Source organism: Rhodoferax sp. P2_H8_2, from assembly GCF_056403235.1.
Map to the genome: position 1 here is coordinate 1 of NZ_JBFUFW010000005.1, position 16,586 is coordinate 16,586.

At 61.7% G+C, this 16,586-nt stretch carries 13 protein-coding genes; 8 read left to right on the forward strand and 5 right to left on the reverse strand.

Annotation, left to right across the window (positions count from 1 at the left end):
• Nucleotides 1–190 precede the first annotated feature (190 nt).
• The 4 genes from AC1DV6_RS10455 to AC1DV6_RS10470 all read left to right on the forward strand — a co-directional run bounded on the left by AC1DV6_RS10455 (nucleotide 191) and on the right by AC1DV6_RS10470 (nucleotide 6,106).
• Nucleotides 191–2,575, forward strand: a complete 2,385-nt coding sequence (locus tag AC1DV6_RS10455; protein WP_477977404.1) for a DNA internalization-related competence protein ComEC/Rec2 — start codon at nucleotides 191–193, stop codon at nucleotides 2,573–2,575.
• A 78-nt stretch (nucleotides 2,576–2,653) separates the two neighbouring features.
• Entirely contained in the window at nucleotides 2,654–4,159 is a 1,506-nt protein-coding gene (locus AC1DV6_RS10460) for a circularly permuted type 2 ATP-grasp protein (RefSeq protein WP_477977405.1), read from the forward strand.
• Between the two features lie 10 nt (nucleotides 4,160–4,169).
• Nucleotides 4,170–5,126 (forward strand): alpha-E domain-containing protein, encoded by a 957-nt coding sequence (locus AC1DV6_RS10465; protein WP_477977406.1) that lies wholly within the window; start codon nucleotides 4,170–4,172, stop codon nucleotides 5,124–5,126.
• A gap of 104 nt (nucleotides 5,127–5,230) precedes the next feature.
• Nucleotides 5,231–6,106, forward strand: coding sequence for an HDOD domain-containing protein (locus AC1DV6_RS10470; protein WP_477977407.1), 876 nt, complete (start codon nucleotides 5,231–5,233; stop codon nucleotides 6,104–6,106).
• Nucleotides 6,107–6,282: 176 nt separating this feature from the next.
• Here the strand turns inward: AC1DV6_RS10470 and AC1DV6_RS10475 are convergent, their stop codons facing one another.
• The 5 genes from AC1DV6_RS10475 to AC1DV6_RS10495 form a co-directional block, all read right to left on the reverse strand.
• A complete protein-coding gene (locus tag AC1DV6_RS10475) occupies nucleotides 6,283–7,737 on the reverse strand; it encodes an SPOR domain-containing protein (RefSeq protein ID WP_477977408.1) in 1,455 nt (484 codons plus the stop codon).
• Nucleotides 7,738–7,740: 3 nt separating this feature from the next.
• The gene (gene mltB, locus AC1DV6_RS10480) at nucleotides 7,741–8,889 is read right to left on the reverse strand and encodes a lytic murein transglycosylase B (protein WP_477977409.1); all 1,149 of its coding nucleotides are present in this window, start codon (nucleotides 8,887–8,889) and stop codon (nucleotides 7,741–7,743) included.
• Between the two features lie 15 nt (nucleotides 8,890–8,904).
• Entirely contained in the window at nucleotides 8,905–10,932 is a 2,028-nt protein-coding gene (locus AC1DV6_RS10485; RefSeq protein WP_477977410.1) for a transglutaminase TgpA family protein, read from the reverse strand.
• Nucleotides 10,933–10,934: 2 nt separating this feature from the next.
• Nucleotides 10,935–11,858, reverse strand: a complete 924-nt coding sequence (locus AC1DV6_RS10490; RefSeq protein ID WP_477977681.1) for a DUF58 domain-containing protein — start codon at nucleotides 11,856–11,858, stop codon at nucleotides 10,935–10,937.
• A gap of 163 nt (nucleotides 11,859–12,021) precedes the next feature.
• Nucleotides 12,022–12,942 (reverse strand): AAA family ATPase, encoded by a 921-nt coding sequence (locus tag AC1DV6_RS10495; protein ID WP_477977411.1) that lies wholly within the window; start codon nucleotides 12,940–12,942, stop codon nucleotides 12,022–12,024.
• A 42-nt stretch (nucleotides 12,943–12,984) separates the two neighbouring features.
• Between AC1DV6_RS10495 and AC1DV6_RS10500 the strand changes: the two genes are divergently transcribed.
• The 4 genes from AC1DV6_RS10500 (at nucleotide 12,985) to AC1DV6_RS10515 (ending at nucleotide 16,533) form a co-directional block, all read left to right on the forward strand.
• On the forward strand, nucleotides 12,985–13,938 hold the full coding sequence (locus AC1DV6_RS10500) for a histone deacetylase family protein (RefSeq protein WP_477977412.1): 954 nt from the start codon (nucleotides 12,985–12,987) through the stop codon (nucleotides 13,936–13,938).
• Nucleotides 13,938–15,251: a mechanosensitive ion channel family protein gene (locus AC1DV6_RS10505; RefSeq protein ID WP_477977413.1), complete on the forward strand. Its 1,314-nt coding sequence runs from the start codon at nucleotides 13,938–13,940 to the stop codon at nucleotides 15,249–15,251. Before AC1DV6_RS10500 ends, AC1DV6_RS10505 begins: the two co-directional genes overlap by 1 nt.
• Nucleotides 15,252–15,337: 86 nt before the next feature.
• Nucleotides 15,338–15,679 (forward strand): cupredoxin domain-containing protein, encoded by a 342-nt coding sequence (locus AC1DV6_RS10510; RefSeq protein ID WP_477977414.1) that lies wholly within the window; start codon nucleotides 15,338–15,340, stop codon nucleotides 15,677–15,679.
• A 29-nt stretch (nucleotides 15,680–15,708) separates the two neighbouring features.
• On the forward strand, nucleotides 15,709–16,533 hold the full coding sequence (locus AC1DV6_RS10515) for an FTR1 family iron permease (RefSeq protein WP_477977415.1): 825 nt from the start codon (nucleotides 15,709–15,711) through the stop codon (nucleotides 16,531–16,533).
• Nucleotides 16,534–16,586: the final 53 nt, after the last annotated feature.

Here is a 16,586-nt window from a genome sequence, read left to right on the forward strand (position 1 = left end):
CCCCACTCCGGCGAGAAGTGAGGCAGTTTTTACACGCTCCAGAATACCAAGGGCTCGTGGAGTGAGGGGGTATGCGCAGGGCCGATTTTGTGTGGCCTTAGGCACACCATGAGGCTCTGTGCATACCCCCTTGCTCCGCGCATCCACCAAGGTAGTTCAGCGTCAATAATGTCCCATGCCTGAAAGCGCCATGACGCAACCAGATACGCAGACCCCTATGCGGTTCGCGCTGTTGCCTTGGGTTTTGTTGGGCTGGGTTGTGGGTACGGCTGTGCAACTGCAGCAAGCGCAACTCTGGAGTGGTTGGGTTTATATGGCTTTTGGGCTGCTGGCACTAGCAGGATGTGCAGCAGCCGCTCGCAAAAGAATAGCAAGTGCAGCGTGGCTTGCTGTGCTGGCGGCGGGTGTTCTGGCATTTGCCTGCACCGGCGGGCGTGCTCTGTGGTTTCTGGAAAGTGCACACGACCCGGCGCTGGAAGGGCGGGATGTGCTGGTCCAGGGCGTGGTCCGCGGCCTGCCGCAGCGCAACGAGTCGGGCTTGCGGTTTCGGCTGGATGTGGAGACGGCGGAGCTGGAAGGGCGGCAGTTGGTTTTGCCTTCGCGTATCGATGCCGCTTGGTATGGCGACCCGGGTGTCTTGCCTCCGGCCACCGTGCGTGCGGGAGAGCGCTGGCGCATGACGCTGCGACTCAAGGCGCCGCATGGTGCGCGAAACCCGAATGGCTTTGATTACGAGCTGTGGCTGTGGGAACAGGGCGTGCAGGCCACCGGCTATGTGCGCACCAGTGCACGCGACGTGCAACCGCAGCGGTTGGCGCAAACGGCTTGGCACCCCGTGGACTGGGCGCGTCAGCAACTGCGAGACCGTATCGTCACTACTGTGGAGCCGCGCCAATTTGCGGGACTGATCGCTGCGTTGGTTGTGGGCGACCAGAACGCGATTGACCGGGTGGACTGGGATGTGTTTCGCGCCACAGGGGTCGCTCATCTCGTCAGCATCTCCGGGTTGCACATCACGATGTTCGCCTGGGGCGCGGCGTGGGTGGTCGGCTGGTTGTGGCGCCGCTCCGGGCGTCTGTGTCTGCTGTTGTCCGCACCCAGCGCGGCCATGGCGGGCGGCGTCTTGCTGGCCACAGCCTATGCGGTGTTTTGCGGCTGGGGCGTGCCCGCGCAACGCACCTGCCTGATGCTGGCGACCGTGGCGCTGTTGCGCCTCTCGGGCCTGCGCTGGCCGTGGCCGCTGGTGTGGATGCTGGCCTGTGCGGTCGTGGTTGCTGTTGATCCTTGGGCCTTGTTGCAGGCAGGCTTCTGGCTCAGCTTCGTCGCAGTCGGTGTTTTGTTTGCTACAGATTCAGGAGCTGCTCACGCACATTCCACGGGCGTTAGAGGCCGATTTGTCAGTGTATTTCGTGAACAATGGGTCGTCACTATTGCTTTAGCGCCTTTGACGCTGCTGCTGTTCGGGCAAGTCTCTTTAGTCGGTCTGATCGCCAACGCGATAGCTATTCCCTGGGTCACGCTGGTGATCACGCCGCTGTCCATGCTGGGTGCGCTGGTGCCTGCGCTTTGGGATGTGGCGGGCTGGGCGATTGCGCTGTGGATGCAGGTGTTGCAGTGGCTGGCCGCCTTGCCCTGGGCCACGGTATCGCTGGCAACGCCGCCCTTGCTGATTGCTATCGCTGGCGTCGCGGGTGGGCTTTTGCTGGTGGTGCCCGCGCCGTGGCATCTGCGAGGGCTGGGCCTGCCGCTGGTGTTGCCGGTACTGCTGTGGCAGGCGCCGCTGCCGCCCGAGGGGCAATTCGAATTGCTGGCGGCCGATGTGGGGCAGGGCAATGCGGTGTTGGTGCGCACGGCGAACCATGCGCTCTTGTACGACACCGGGCCGCGCTACAGCCAGGACAGCGACGCGGGGCACCGCGTGCTGCTGCCTCTGCTGCAGTCCCTGCATACGCGGCTGGACCGCGTGGTACTGAGCCACCGCGATATCGACCATGCGGGCGGCGCGGCAGCGGTGCTGGGCATGCAGACGCAGGCGGATTTTTTCAGCTCGGTGGAAGTCGACCATCCGCTGCGAGCGCTGCGCCCCATCACGCGTTGCGAGGCAGGGCAGCGCTGGACTTGGGACGGCGTGGACTTTGAAATCCTGCATCCCCAGCCGCAAGACTATGCGACACAGGCCAAGCCCAACGCGCTGTCCTGCGTGCTGCGCATCTCCTCCGGCGCACAGACCGCCTTGTTGGTGGGGGACATTGAACAGCCACAGGAAGCAGCGTTGGTGAACAGCGGAACAGCTTTGAAGGCTCAAGTGCTTTTGGTCCCCCACCATGGCAGCAAGACCAGCAGCAGCCCCGCATTCCTGGACGCCGTACAGCCGCAATGGGCGCTAGTGCAATCCGGCTATCGCAACCGCTTTGGGCACCCTGCAGCGCCGGTTCTGCAGCGCTACCAGGAGCGCCAGATTGCGGTTCTGGACTCGCCCCATTGTGGTGCCATGACTTGGCGATCATGGCAAGCCGAACGGGTGGAATGCCAGCGTTCGCAGGCTTTGCGTTACTGGCACCATCATGTGCCATAGTGGTGCACCTACTAATTCGGCGTGAAATGGACTGGGTGGTCCGAAGCTTGCTTGGTGAAGTGTGTGGAGAGGATAGATATGCCCCAATTCGATGAGATGTACACGCAACTGCCGTATGCCTTTTTTTCCAAAGGCGAGCAGATACGTGACCACTACAAGATTTACGACGCATGGCTTGCGCGCCAACCCGGCGACATGATGGCCAAGCGGCGCGAAGAAGCGGAGATGATCTTCCGCCGTGTGGGCATTACGTTCGCGGTCTACGGCGAGAAAGACGAAGACGGCGCGGGCACCGAGCGCCTGATCCCGTTTGACCTGATCCCCCGCATCATCCCGGCGCATGAATGGGCCACGATGGAAAAAGGCCTGGTGCAACGCGTCACTGCGCTGAACCGTTTCATCCACGACATCTACCACGACCAGGAAATCCTGAAGGCTGGCGTCGTGCCGCGCGAGCAGATCGAGAACAACGCGCAGTACCGCCCCGAGATGGTCGGTGTCGATGTGCCGAACAACATCTATTCGCAAATCTCGGGCATCGACATCGTGCGCGCCCGCGACGCCAATGGCGACGGCCAGTACTACGTTTTGGAAGACAACCTGCGTGTGCCCAGCGGGGTTTCCTACATGCTGGAAGACCGCAAGATGATGATGCGGCTGTTTCCGGATTTGTTCAGCATGCACCGCGTGGCGCCCATCGCGCATTATCCCGACCTGTTGCTGGAAACCCTGCGTGCCAGCAGCCCGGCGACGACGGCCGAACCGACGGTGGTGGTGCTCACGCCCGGTATGTACAACAGCGCGTACTTTGAACACGCGTTTCTCGCGCAGCAAATGGGCATTGAGCTGGTCGAAGGGCAAGACCTGTTCGTCAAGGACAACTTTGTGTACATGCGCACGACGCGTGGCCCCAAGCGTGTTGATGTGATCTATCGCCGTGTCGACGATGACTTCCTCGACCCCACCGTGTTCCGCCCCACATCCACGCTGGGCTGCGCCGGTTTGCTGGAGGCCTACAAGGCGGGCCATGTGACCATCTGCAATGCGGTGGGCACCGGCATTGCGGACGACAAGTCCATTTATCCGTATGTGCCCAAGATGATCGAGTTCTATCTGGGTGAGAAGCCAATCCTGAACAACGTGCCGACCTACATGTGCCGCAACAAGGATGAGTTGGCCTACACGCTGGCGAACTTGAAAGACTTGGTGGTCAAGGAAGTGCACGGCGCCGGTGGCTACGGCATGCTGGTGGGGCCGGCCTCCACCAAGGAGGAGATTGAAGACTTCCGCAAGGCACTGATCGCCAACCCGAGTGGTTACATCGCACAGCCCACGCTGAGTCTGTCCAGCTGCCCTACCTTTGTCGAAAGCGGCATCGCGCCACGCCATATCGATTTGCGGCCCTATGTTTTATCGGGCAAGACAGTTCAGATGGTGCCCGGCGGCCTGACGCGTGTGGCGTTGAAAGAAGGCTCTTTGGTCGTCAATTCGTCACAAGGCGGTGGTACCAAGGACACCTGGATTCTGGAAGATGCGCCAGCGACGGCGCAAACCCAGACGCAGTCCCAATCGCAGTCTGTTTGAGAGGCCCACTATGTTGTCAAGAACTGCTGACCATCTCTTCTGGATGTCCCGCTACACCGAGCGGGCGGAGAACACCGCCCGCATGTTGGACGTGAACTACCAGACCACGTTGCTGCCACAGTCCGAGGCGGTCGGCAAAGTAGGCTGGCAGGGGCTGTTGTCCATCAGCGAATTGCTGTCGTCTTACGAAAAAAAGCATGGCGCAATTGAGGCGCGCGAGGTAATGGACTTCATGGTCAAGGACGAGAGCAATCCGTCCTCCATCGTGTCCTGCCTGAACGCTGCGCGTGAAAACGCGCGTGCGGTGCGCGGCACACTGACCACTGAAGTCTGGGAGACGCAAAACCAGACCTGGCTGGAGGTCAAACGCATGATCAAGACCGGCGAGTTTGAGGCCGACCCCGCACAGTTTTTCGAATGGGTGAAATTCCGCTCGCATTTGTCGCGTGGCGTGACTGTGGGCACGATGCTGATGGACGAGGCGCTGCACTTCATGCGCCTGGGCACTTTTCTGGAACGGGCCGACAACACGGCGCGTCTGGTGGATGTGAAGTTCCACGCGGTAGAGAGCGACTTCTTTGGCGTTGCCAACGAGAAAGACCAAGAGTACGACTTCTACCACTGGAGCGCGATCCTGCGCAGCGTGTCGGGCTTTGAGATTTACCGCAAGGTGTACCGTGACGTGATCAAGCCCGAGCGCGTGGCCGACCTGTTGATCCTGCGCCCCGATATGCCGCGCAGCCTGCATGCCAGCCTGAACGAAGTGGTTAACAACCTGGCGCTGGTGGCCAGCGATCCGGACAGCGAAACCCTGCGCCGCGCGGGCAAGCTGCGGGCCGAAATGAAATACGGTCGCATTGACGAAATCCTTGCCACAGGACTGCATGCCTACTTGGTGCAGTTCCTGGATCGCGTTAACGATCTGGGTGGTCGAATCAGCCGGGAGTTTTTGGTCGCGTCTGCTTAGTAAGTCACTTGAGCGTGCCTCATTTGCCCATCCATTACTGAGTTGCAAAACTACTAGCCGCTGCGCGCGTTTTCTGGATAATGGCTTCTCAACCAGGAGCGCGCATGCAAGTGGCAGAGATTGACCGTGAGTTGGAGCTTGCAAGAACGCAAGGCCCGGTTCGCGACATCATCATTCCGCCATGCCCTGAGCTCTTGGAGGCCTTGCAGGTTGAAGTGCGCAAGGGTGATCCTGATCCAAGTGTTATCGCCCGCATTGCCAACGCCGACGTCGCGATGGCCGCTGCGCTCTTGCGTATTGCCAACAGCCCGCTCTATTCCCGTTCGCGCCCAGCCTCTACGGTCGGGGAGGCGGTGTCAATGTTGGGCGTTGGTCAGACCGTTGGAATCCTCACCGGCTTTTTGACACGCAACGCGATCCCGATCAACTCGCTGTTGATTGAACACTTCTGGGAAACCTCGACGCGCCGCGCATTGGCGATGGGCTATATCGCGCGCCAGTTATACGGCGTGAACCCCGACGTTGCCCACACCTGCGGCCTGTTTTGCCATGTGGGCATTCCCATCATGTTGCAGGGCGTCAAAGGCTACGCAGGCACGCTGGTAGAAGCCATGGCGCGCCAGGACCGCACCTTCACCGAGACCGAAAATATCGCGCACCGTACTTCCCATTCAGTGGTGGGTGCCATCGTCGCCAAGACCTGGCACTTGCCGCCCATCGTTGTGATTGCGGTGCGGTTGCACCATGATTTGACGGTGTTGCGCGATGAGAAGATACCGGTCGAAGCCCGCACGTTGGTGGCGATGACGCTGGTGGCGGACCATCTGGTCGCCAAACACGAAGGCGTGGAGGACAACAAGGAATGGACCAACTACGGCGTCGAAGGTCTGCGTTATCTGAATGTGGATGAGGTGGAAATCGAGGCCTGGCTGGACGCATTGCATCCGGGGTTTGATGCGGTGGCTGCGGGCAGTTTTTAGTTCTCTTTTTAATTACCCGGCGATCGTGTAGTTGGTTACCGCGGCGAATGCCCGCCTGTTTATCTCGCCGGTGTGGGAAATGTCGGGAGCCGATTTGTGTGGCCTTAGGCACACCATGAGGCCCCCGGCATTTCCCACACCGGTAGGCCAACACATTCCGTCCAACTACAAATTATTTACGGACGCACCAGCAAAGCGTCCAAGCCCAGAGCACGGATCTTCACAACAGCAGCTTCGGCATCTGCCTGCGTGCTAAACGGCCCCACGCGTACCCGTATCAGCTTGCCTTTGGTAGGGCTGCGAATCTCTTCGGTGTAGACAGGAAGACTGGCTTCCTTGAGCTTTGCCACGGCGTTGTTGGCATTGGCTTCTTGCGCGAACAATCCCACGTTGACCAGATGCTTGCTGTCTGCTTTAGCGGCACTGCCGGCAGCCTGCGGTTTGGCTGCTGCTGGGGGTGTTGCCGATTTGCCGGCAACTGCTACCAGGGGTTTGGCTGCGACAGGCGCCATGACAGCCGGGGGCTCCGAGCGGTAGACCTTGCCGGCTTCCTGGGGGCTGGAAACGGCGGGCTGTGCTGGCACAGCAGGGCGCGCTGGCGCGGGTACTTTGCGAGGTGGCTCTGCCTGGACGACGCCGATCGCGACCCTGCCAGCCGGTGCGCTGGCGGCCTTGGCGGGCGCGCTGGCAGGTGCAGCGGCTTTTGCGGCCGGGACGCCGGCAGAAGAGGCCGCGGACTTGGGGGCGGAAGCTGCGGCCTTCGGTCCCGATGCGGTAATGGCGGCGGGCTTGGCTGCCGATGCGGGGTTTGCCGGGGCGCTGGCAGCAATGGCCGGCGCTGAATTGGGAGCAGGCGCAGACACTTGCGCAGAAGCTGGCGAACTTGCGGCCACTGCTGGCGGGTTGGCGGGTGCTGAAGCGGCAGGTGCAACTGCGACTGCAGATGCCGCCGGTGTTGGCGGCGCGGCGCGCGTGCCCAGCGGGTCCATCGTGGACAGGCTGCTCATCGTGTCTTTGGGCAAACTGCCAGCGGCCGGAAAGTTCAAATACGCGCCTATGACAGCCCCCAAAAACAACAGGTTGGCCACAGCCAGCGCGATCAGGCGGTTGCGCGAGGGCGCTTGGCGCGCGAGCATGGTGCAGGCTTCGGGCAGCGTGGTGTTGGCGGCCAGCGCGCGGGCCATGCGTTTGCGGCAGTCGGCATGCAGCAGTGCGTTGGCAAACAAGCCGGGCACGATGAACATCACGGCCAGGTACGCCACCAGCAGGGCCATCTCCACGGGCTCGGAAAAACGGAACACCAGGCGGCCAATGCCGAAGATCAGCAGGGCCAGTCCAACGCCCGCGCCTGCATAGGCGAGCGCCGCGCCCCACAACTTGCGAAAGGCCAGCCAGTTCAGCGTGGCCAGGCTTGCGGCCCAGTTCCAGCTGATGCCGCCGCGGTCCGCCGCTTCAAAGCGGTTGAAGACGGGCAGATAAAAAGAGGTGCCGATGGGGCCGATCGCAGCACGGTACAGCGAGGTCGTCGAACTCTCCTCCGAACGGTCCAGTTCGGTGGCGTTGCTTACGGGGTTGCGCAAGGCATCCAGCGTGGGTTCTAACGTAGGTTCGCGCAGTGGGGGTGTAGCCATGGCTTATTTTGGCATGGCCGAAGCGGCTGGCATAGCCTGCAACGTGGCCTGTGGCATGGCTTGCGTGATGGCCTGGCCCAGTTCGATGACGGCCAGTGCGTAGTAACTGCTCCAGTTGTAGCGGGTGACGGCGAAAAAGTTTTCGGTGCCGATCACGTAGACCGGCTCGCGCCCGCCATCCTGTAATTCCACCAGCGCCAGCGGCCCAATGTGTTGTAGCGCCTGCGCATCCAGCAGCACACCCTTGGCAACCATGTCGGCGGCGCTGAAGGTGGGGCGGATATCCGGTGCCAGCAGCGTGGCCTTGTCGAGCGTCGCGGCATCGAACTGCGCTGGGTAGTGCGTGGGCATGCCGGGCTTCCACTGGAAAGCCTTGAAGTAGTTGGCCACTGAGCCGATCACATCGGTAGGACTGTGAAACAGATCAGTATGGCCATCGCCATCAAAGTCCACTGCATATTTGTCCCAGCTCGAGGGCATGAACTGCGGCAAGCCCATCGCGCCAGCGTAGCTACCGCGCAGCGCCATGGGGTCAGTGCCCGTGCGTTGCGTTAACGCAAGGAAGGCTTCCAGCTCAGACAGGAACAGCGCGGTGCGTTCCTTGGCCCGTGGATGTTCTTTGGGGAAATCGAACGCAAGCGTGCACAGCGCGTCCATCACGCGGTAGTTGCCGGTGTGCTGGCCGTAGAGTGTCTCGACGCCAACGATGCCTACGATGATGGCCGCAGGTACGCCGGTTTGCTCCTCGGCACGGGCGAGCGCATCTGCGTTGGCTTGCCAGAAGCGCACACCGGCCTGAATGCGGATCGGTTCCACGAAGCGGTCGTGGTAGGCGGTCCAGTTTTTGGGCGTGCCCACGGGTGGCGGCAATACGGCCTTGGCGATGCCGGGCATGTAATGCGCCTGACCAATGCGGGAGCGCACCCACGCGGTATCGAGCCCGCGGCGCTGCGCTATCGCGTCGGCCTGTTCCATCACGTCAGGGCGGCTGCGGTACAGCGGGCCCGTACTGACTTTCGGCGCAGTCTTGGCATGGTGTGCCGCTTTGCCCTTTTGCTTGTGAGATTTGGAATCAGAAGCGGCTGAAACGCCCGCAGAATGTGCGTAAGCAGCTATAAAAAAGAGAGCAATTGTGAGATGGCGAAAGGTCACGTGTCGGGATGTCGGCTAGGGTTTTGTTCGGGCTGGCCAGCTCAGTTGGCGAAATGCTTGTTGCAGCGAGCGCAGTGTAGCCTTCGTGGCAGGACCAGAGTTGGGGCTGTAACGCCAGGCTTCGAGTTGCAGCAGCCATTGTCGAATGGGTGCCCAGCGCAGCGCTTCTTCGACAGAGTCTGCGGGCAGGGCCGACGCCATTTGGCGCGGTGGCGTGGTCGCGGGGAGTTCAATGCCGGCTTTGCCCAGCTTGCGCTGTGCTGCATGGAGCAGCCGCAGCCACGGATCCTGCCGGTGCCGCTCCAGTTGGGTCCAGATCGCTCCGACCGTACCGGCCAGTACGATCAAAGCGCTGAGCACGTATCCAAGATCTTCCCAGCTCGGTGATTCGAAGCCAATGTTGCGCAGCAAATCCAGCTGTTTGGACTGCGAGTAGTTCAGCACCCACTGGTTCCAGCGGTTGTTCATCGCCTCCCATGTGGCGCGCAGGTTTACCGCGAAGCGCGGGTTTACCGCGACCAGCGCCTGCTGGAACACGTTCACCGGCGCAGCGAGCGGCTGGAAGCTGCCAGTACGCCCCGGCGCTACCGCCGACGTTGGGTCTACGCGTACCCAGCCTCGTTGCGGCATCCACACTTCGGTCCACGCATGGGCATCACTTTGGCGCACGGTCCAGTAACCATCGACGTTGTTGACATCGCCGCCTTGGTAGCCCGTAACCACCCGCGCCGGGATGTCCATCGCGCGCATCAGCAGCACGAAGGCGGAGGCGATGTGCTCGCAAAAACCCTCCTTGCGGTCAAACCAGAATTCGTCGGCGGTATGTGTGCCATACACACCGGGCTCCAGCGTGTAGCGGTAGCCCTCGGAGGACAGGCGTTGCATCACCGCATCAACCAGGGCCTGTGTATCGGCGCGGTTGTTGCGGGGATCATTGCGAATTTCTGCGGCCAGCGCGCGCGTGCGCGGGTTGAAGCCGTCCGGCAATGCCAGGTAGTCCTGCAAACCGGTCGTGCGTTGGCGCGGGCCATGCTGGAACTGGCTGTAGCTTTGCGCGCTGTAGCGCACCAGGTCGGCAATCGGGCGGTCGGCACTCCAGTGAAGATCGGTGCTCATCTCCGGCGTGTAGCCAAACAGTTTGGGCGCATCAGGCGTCGCGTCCAGCACCAGGATCCACGGGCGCTGGTTGGCTTCCAGCGTGACCTGGTATTTGACCGGCTCGCCACTGACTGCGAGTTCGGCCCCAAGCTGTGCCCTGGAAGGCAGGAACGAGCGCAAGGGTTTCCATTCGCGGCCGTCGAAGCTGGACAGCACCGGTCCGCGGAAATACATCGAGGACTGCGGCGGCGGCCTGCCCTCGAAGCGGATGCGCATCGCCACGCTGTCATCCAGCGCCAAGCTGGCGATGGTGCCGACCTTCATGGTGCTGGACAGGCCGCTGCGGCCGCTCATCGCATCGCCGGGAATGCCCCACAGCGGCGCAACGCGCGGAAACAAAACGAACAGCACTGCCATGATGGGTGCGCCTAGCAAGGCCATCCACGATGCCGTCTTGGCGGCCTGTAATAGCGGTGGGCGGCCCACCGGCATGTGGCTGTTGACCAGTGCGGTCAGCAGGCCCAGCAGCGCGATCAGCATACTGGCGGCAGTGAGCAGGCTTTGCGAGAAGAAGAAGTTGGACAGCAGCGTAAAAAAGCCAAGAAAGAAAATCACAAACGCGTCGCGCCGGGCCCGCATCTCCAGCGTCTTCAACGCCAGCAGCACGACAATGAAGGTGACGCCCGCATCGCGGCCAAGGATCGTCTTGTGCGTAAATAATGTGGCGCCTATCGCCAGCGCCAGCAGCCCCATCAACCACCAACGCGAGGGCAGCGCTGCGCCCAGTAGCGCTATGCGCCCACGCCACACCAGGATCAGCGCAGTCATCGCGGTGCACCACAGCGGCAGGTTGGCGGTTTGCGGCGCCACCGTCCACGCGATCACGACCAGCAAAAACAGCGTGTCGCGCGCCTCTCGGGGCAGGTGTTTCAGACGATCAAACATGGTCAAAATAGCGCCAACGCCTGTAGGCACTGGCGTTTGTGAACTTCGTCGCTATTCGGCGTAATGTCCCTGCCACCCAGCCGCAAGCCATATTGCAGGCCCATCTTGTCGGCCAGTAGCACCCACGCGCACAGGCGGGACAGACGTGCTTCCAAATTCGCATTGGCGGCGCCCGGCAGGCCCGTTTGATGCAGGTCCAGCCACAGCTCATATTGCTGCACCTGGCTGGCGTCGCGGCTGACGAGTTCATCTGCCTTGGCGGCTTTTTTCCAGACCACCAGCTTGAGCGGATCACCGCGCCGGTAGGCGCGCACGCCGTCGTACTCGCCGGTGTGGTGGATCCGGCTGCTTGCGGCGCCGCCACTGCGCGGCTCACCTGGAGGCAGTGGCGGCGGGTGGGCCTCGGGTAGGGGGTAGACCAACACCTGTGCCGCCGGGCGCCAGACGGTCCAGACCCGGAAGGTACCTAACGGAAAACGCGTCTCGGCCGTCAACGTGGGCAGCGGGTGTAAGCCACGCCGCTCAGGTGTGAAGCTGACGTGCACTTTGGTCGTGCCCTGCGCCGGTACATCGGTCCAGCTCCAGTGTTCCGTGCCAAGCTGTGCCAGGCCGATGCCATAGTGCGTGGTCTTCCGTTTACTTGTCAGATTGATGGTGATGGGTACGTTGGCACCGGCAAATTGCGGGTCAGGCGCTACCAGATTCATCGTGATTCCGCGCAGCGTGCCGTGGCAGACGTGCATGCCAACGATGGCACTGCCCGCCAGCAAAAAGGTCAGCAGATAACCCAGGTTGAGCTGGTAGTTGATGCTGGCGATCAGCAGCACCAGCAACGTGATGGCCAGCATGAAACCGGCGCGGGTCGGCAGGATGTAGACGTTGTGCTGTGTCAGCGTCGTGCTGTCCTTGGGCTTGAGCCGGCTCATCCAGAAGCGCTGAAAGCGCGCCCTGACGTAGCCCAGTGGATGAAGCACCGGGTTAGGCAATGTGGCCCCCACGCTTGTCACTGCGTGTACTGCGCTGCCCCCCGAGGGGACCTTCGCGCCTTGGGGCGGCCCGGCGGCGCTCATCATTGCACTTGAACCTTGTTCATGGCAGCGGAACAGCCTGCACCATCGCGCGCACCTGCTCTTCGGGCCCGCGGCCGGATTCGCCGACCGGCACCATTCGGTGCGCAATCGTCTGCGGCAGTACCGCCTGCACATCGTCGGGCGCCACATAGTCGCGCCCACTGAGCAGCGCCTGTGCCTTGGCCGCGCGCACGACGGCGATACCGGCCCGTGGGGACAGGCCCTGCAAAAACCACTGACCTGAGCGCGTTGCGGCGATCAGGTCTTGCACATAGTCCAGCAAAGGACCGGCTGCGTGCACGGCCAATACCTTGGCTTGCAATTGCTCCAGTTCACCGGGCGCCAACAGGCTGGGCAGGTTGTCGACTAGGCCGCGCCGGTCTGCACCCATCAGCAGTTCACGCTCGGCAGCGCGGTCCGGGTAGCCCAGCGAGATGCGCATCAGGAAACGGTCGAGCTGCGACTCGGGCAGCGCGTAGGTGCCAACCTGGTCCAGCGGGTTCTGCGTGGCGATCACGAAAAAAGGCGAGGGGAGCGGGCGGGTTTCACCTTCGACCGAGACCTGCTTTTCCTCCATGGCTTCGAGCAGGGCGCTTTGCGTCTTGGGGCTGGCGCGGTTGATTTCATCGGCCAACAACACCTGCGCGAAGATGGGGCCGGGGTGGAACACAAAGGCCTCTTTGCCACGCTCATAGATGGATACACCGGACAGGTCGCTGGGCATCAGATCGGAAGTGAACTGCACCCGCGAGAACTGCAAACCGAAGGTGCGCGCCAGTGCGTGTGCCAGCGTGGTCTTGCCGACTCCCGGGACGTCGTCAATCAGCAGGTGACCACCAGCCAGCAGGCAGGCTACACAATCCTGGATTTGTGCCGATTTGCCGACAATCACCGTGTTAAGCTGATCCAGAAGAGACTTGAGTTTGAGTTGTGCATCCATGGCTGAGACGTTACCCGAAAAATCTGAAACCTGAACGCCGTAGTGAACAAGACCGGATACTTTTCGCACCCCGACTGCCGCAAACACGAGATGGGCTCTGGCCATCCGGAGTGCCCGGAGCGGTTGGACGCCATTGAAGATCGCTTGCTGGCAAGCGGTGTGGGCGATGCGCTGGACCGCCGCGAGGCACCTACGGCATCGATTGCCGACCTGGAGCTGGCCCATGGACGCATGCATGTGGCATCACTGCGGGGCCTGACCGACGGGCTGCGCGAAGATATTTCTGCCGGTGGCCCGAAGTACGCACAGATTGACCCCGACACTTCGCTAAATGTCCATACGTGGGATGCCGCCTTGCGCGCGGCTGGCGCGGCCATTGCGGCCACCGACGCGGTGATGGCTGGGGAAATCGAAAACGCGTTTTGCTCTGTGCGCCCGCCAGGCCACCATGCCTGCCACGACAAGGCCATGGGTTTTTGCTTTTTCAACAATGTGGCGATTGCCGCGCGCCATGCGCTGGAGCGACATGGTTTGAAGCGCGTCGCCATTGTGGATTTTGATGTGCACCACGGCAACGGTACAGAAGACATCGTCGCGGGTGACCAGCGCATCCTGATGGTGAGCTTTTTTCAGCACCCGTTCTATCCGGACGGTGGCTCCACATCACACGCCAGCAACCTGGTCAATCTGCCGGTGCCAGCTTACACACGCGGAGATGTCGTGCGTGCGCTGGTGCAAGAGCATTGGCTGCCGCGGCTGGAAGCGTTCAAGCCGGAGATGATCTTCATCAGTGCTGGTTTCGACGCGCACCGCGAAGATGATTTGGGCCAGATGGGGCTGGTCGAGCAGGACTACAGCTGGATGACTGAACAGATTAGAGACGTTGCGCGCAGGCATGCCAAGGGCAGGGTGGTGTCCGCTCTGGAAGGTGGGTACAACCTGGATGCGCTGGCGCGCAGTGTGGAAGCCCATATCCGGGCATTGGCGGACTTGTGATGACATTGATACCCAAACCTGCGGCACCTTTGCCGATTGATGATTTCGACGGCTGGCTGGCCGCATTTACGCAGACCTCCGCGCTCCTTGAGCTGCTGATGCTGGCCGTGTGTGTGGTGATTGCGTGGGGCCTGGTCGCCGGGTTACGGCGCAGCCTGCCGACGCAGCCCCCTCGCTCGATCTGGTTTGGCCGCAACATGGTTGACGGCGTGCTGTTTCCGTTGGTACTGCTGTGTCTGGGGTACGGCGCGCGTGCGATTGCAGCCAACTACATGCCCATTGCATTTTTCAGGATTGCAATACCGGTATTGGTCTCGCTGGTGGTGATTCGCGTCGGTGTCAAGGTGTTGCAGGCCGCGTTCGCAGAGGCCCGTTGGGTGCGTCTGCTGGAACACACCATCTCCTGGGCGGCCTGGGGGGGCGTGGTGTTGTGGGTCAGTGGCTTGTTGCCGGTGGTCCTGAACGAACTCGATCAGATCACCTGGAAGGTGGGCACAAGCACCATCTCCGTACGCAGCATGATTGAAGGCGCGCTGACGGCGGGCGCGGTGATGATCTTCACCCTGTGGGTCTCGGCAGGCATTGAGTCGCGCCTGCTGCGCACCGCGACGGGTAGCGAGCTGTCGCTGCGTAAAGCGGTCAGCAATGCCACCCGCGCTGCGCTGATGTTCCTCGGCCTGATCCTGGCGCTGTCGGCGGTGGGCATTGACCTGACGGCTTTAAGCGTACTGGGCGGCGCCATTGGCGTGGGCATTGGTTTTGGCTTGCAAAAGCTCGCGGCCAACTATGTATCGGGATTTGTGATCCTGGCCGAGCGCAGCCTGCGTATCGGCGATACGGTACGGGTCGACGGCTTCGAGGGCGTGATCACGCAAATCAATGCGCGCTACACCGTCGTGCGCTCGCTGGGTGGACGTGAGTCCATCGTGCCCAACGAGATGCTGATCACCAACCGGGTGGAAAACCTGTCGCTGCAGGACTCCATGGTCAACCACAACACGGCGGTCTCGGTGTCGTATGACGCTGACGTGGCGCTGGTGCAGCAACTGCTGCGCGATGCAGCGCTGGCCCAGGAGCGCGTGCTGCGCGAGCCATCGCCGTCGGCCCAACTGTCGTCCTTCGGTGCCGACGGGCTAGAGTTCACGCTGAACTACTGGATCAAGGATCCTGAGGGCGGGCAGGGCAATTTGCGCTCGGAGGTCAATATTGCGATCTTGGCCGCGCTGCGCGCCAACGGTATTGATATTCCGTACCCGCAGCGGGTAGTTCACATGAAAACTTCAGGTGCAACGCCTGTGGCGGACCAGACATAGGCAGGCGCGCAATAGGGAAAAGGAGGCTGGCTTGGAAAAGCCAATGAGAATTGTTATCATTGAGATCTGGATAACAAGGACCCTCCATGAAACGCCACCTGTTCCTCGCCTCTTTGATCGCTTCCCTTTCGCTGGCCACCGGCCTGGCCCAGGCCCAAACCGATGAAATCGTTCTGACCATCAAGAACCACACCTTCAGCCCCAGGGAAATCAAGATCCCAGCCGGCAAAAAGGTCAAGCTGATCGTTGTGAACGAAGACCCAACACCGGCAGAGTTCGAAAGCAAGTCACTGGGTCGCGAAAAAATCATTCCTGGCAAGGCCAAGACTTCGGTCAATGTTGGGCCGCTGAAGCCCGGACGCTATGACTTCTTTGAAGAATTCCATGAAAACGAGCCAGGCGCCAAGGGCGTCATCATCGTTGAATAAACCCAGCCGCTGAACGAGACCATCACCCTATGTTTGCAGCAGCCATTGTTGTTTTTCGCGAGTCGCTGGAAGCGGCGCTCATCATCGGCATCATGGCCGCAGCCACGCGTGGGATTCCCATGCGCAACCGCTGGATTGCGGCGGGCGTCATCGCCGGCGTGCTCGGTGCCGGACTGGTTGCCGCCAGTATGGAAGCTCTGTCAGAAATGGCCAGCGGCATGGGCCAGGAGCTGTTCAACGCAGGCATCCTCGCAGTAGCGGTCGGCATGCTGGCCTGGCACAACATCTGGATGGCCTCGCATGGCCGCGAGATGGCCAACCAGGCCAAGAGTACGGCCAAGGCTATCCACGACGGTGTGGCCACGCATTCGGTGATCTTTGTCGTCGTGGGGCTGGCGGTGCTGCGTGAAGGCGCAGAAACAGTGTTGTTCCTGTATGGCTTGGCCACCAGCAGTGCGGATGGCTGGAACGCCACCCTGATGGGCGGATCGGCCGGTTTGCTGGGTGGGGCGGTAGTCGGTGGTCTGCTGTACGCCGGCCTGCTTCGCATTCCGCTGAAATGGTTCTTCTCGTTCACCAGCGCGCTGGTGCTGTTGCTGACGGCGGGCATGGCCTCGCAAGCAGCGCGCTTTTTGATGCAGGCCGATGTGCTGCCTGCACTGGGTGCGCCGGTGTGGGACACCTCGGGTGTGCTGGACCAGAACTCTGCGGCGGGAACGCTGTTGCACGGAATGATCGGCTATGACGCGCAACCCGCAGGCATACAGCTGGTGTTTTATGTCACCGCGTTGGTACTGACCCTGGCCGGAATGTACTGGGCATCGCCCAAAAAGCAACAGCCGCACAAGGCTTGAGACAAGCCCCAACGTAAAAAAGGCCCTGATAGGGCCTTTTTTTCATTCCGCCT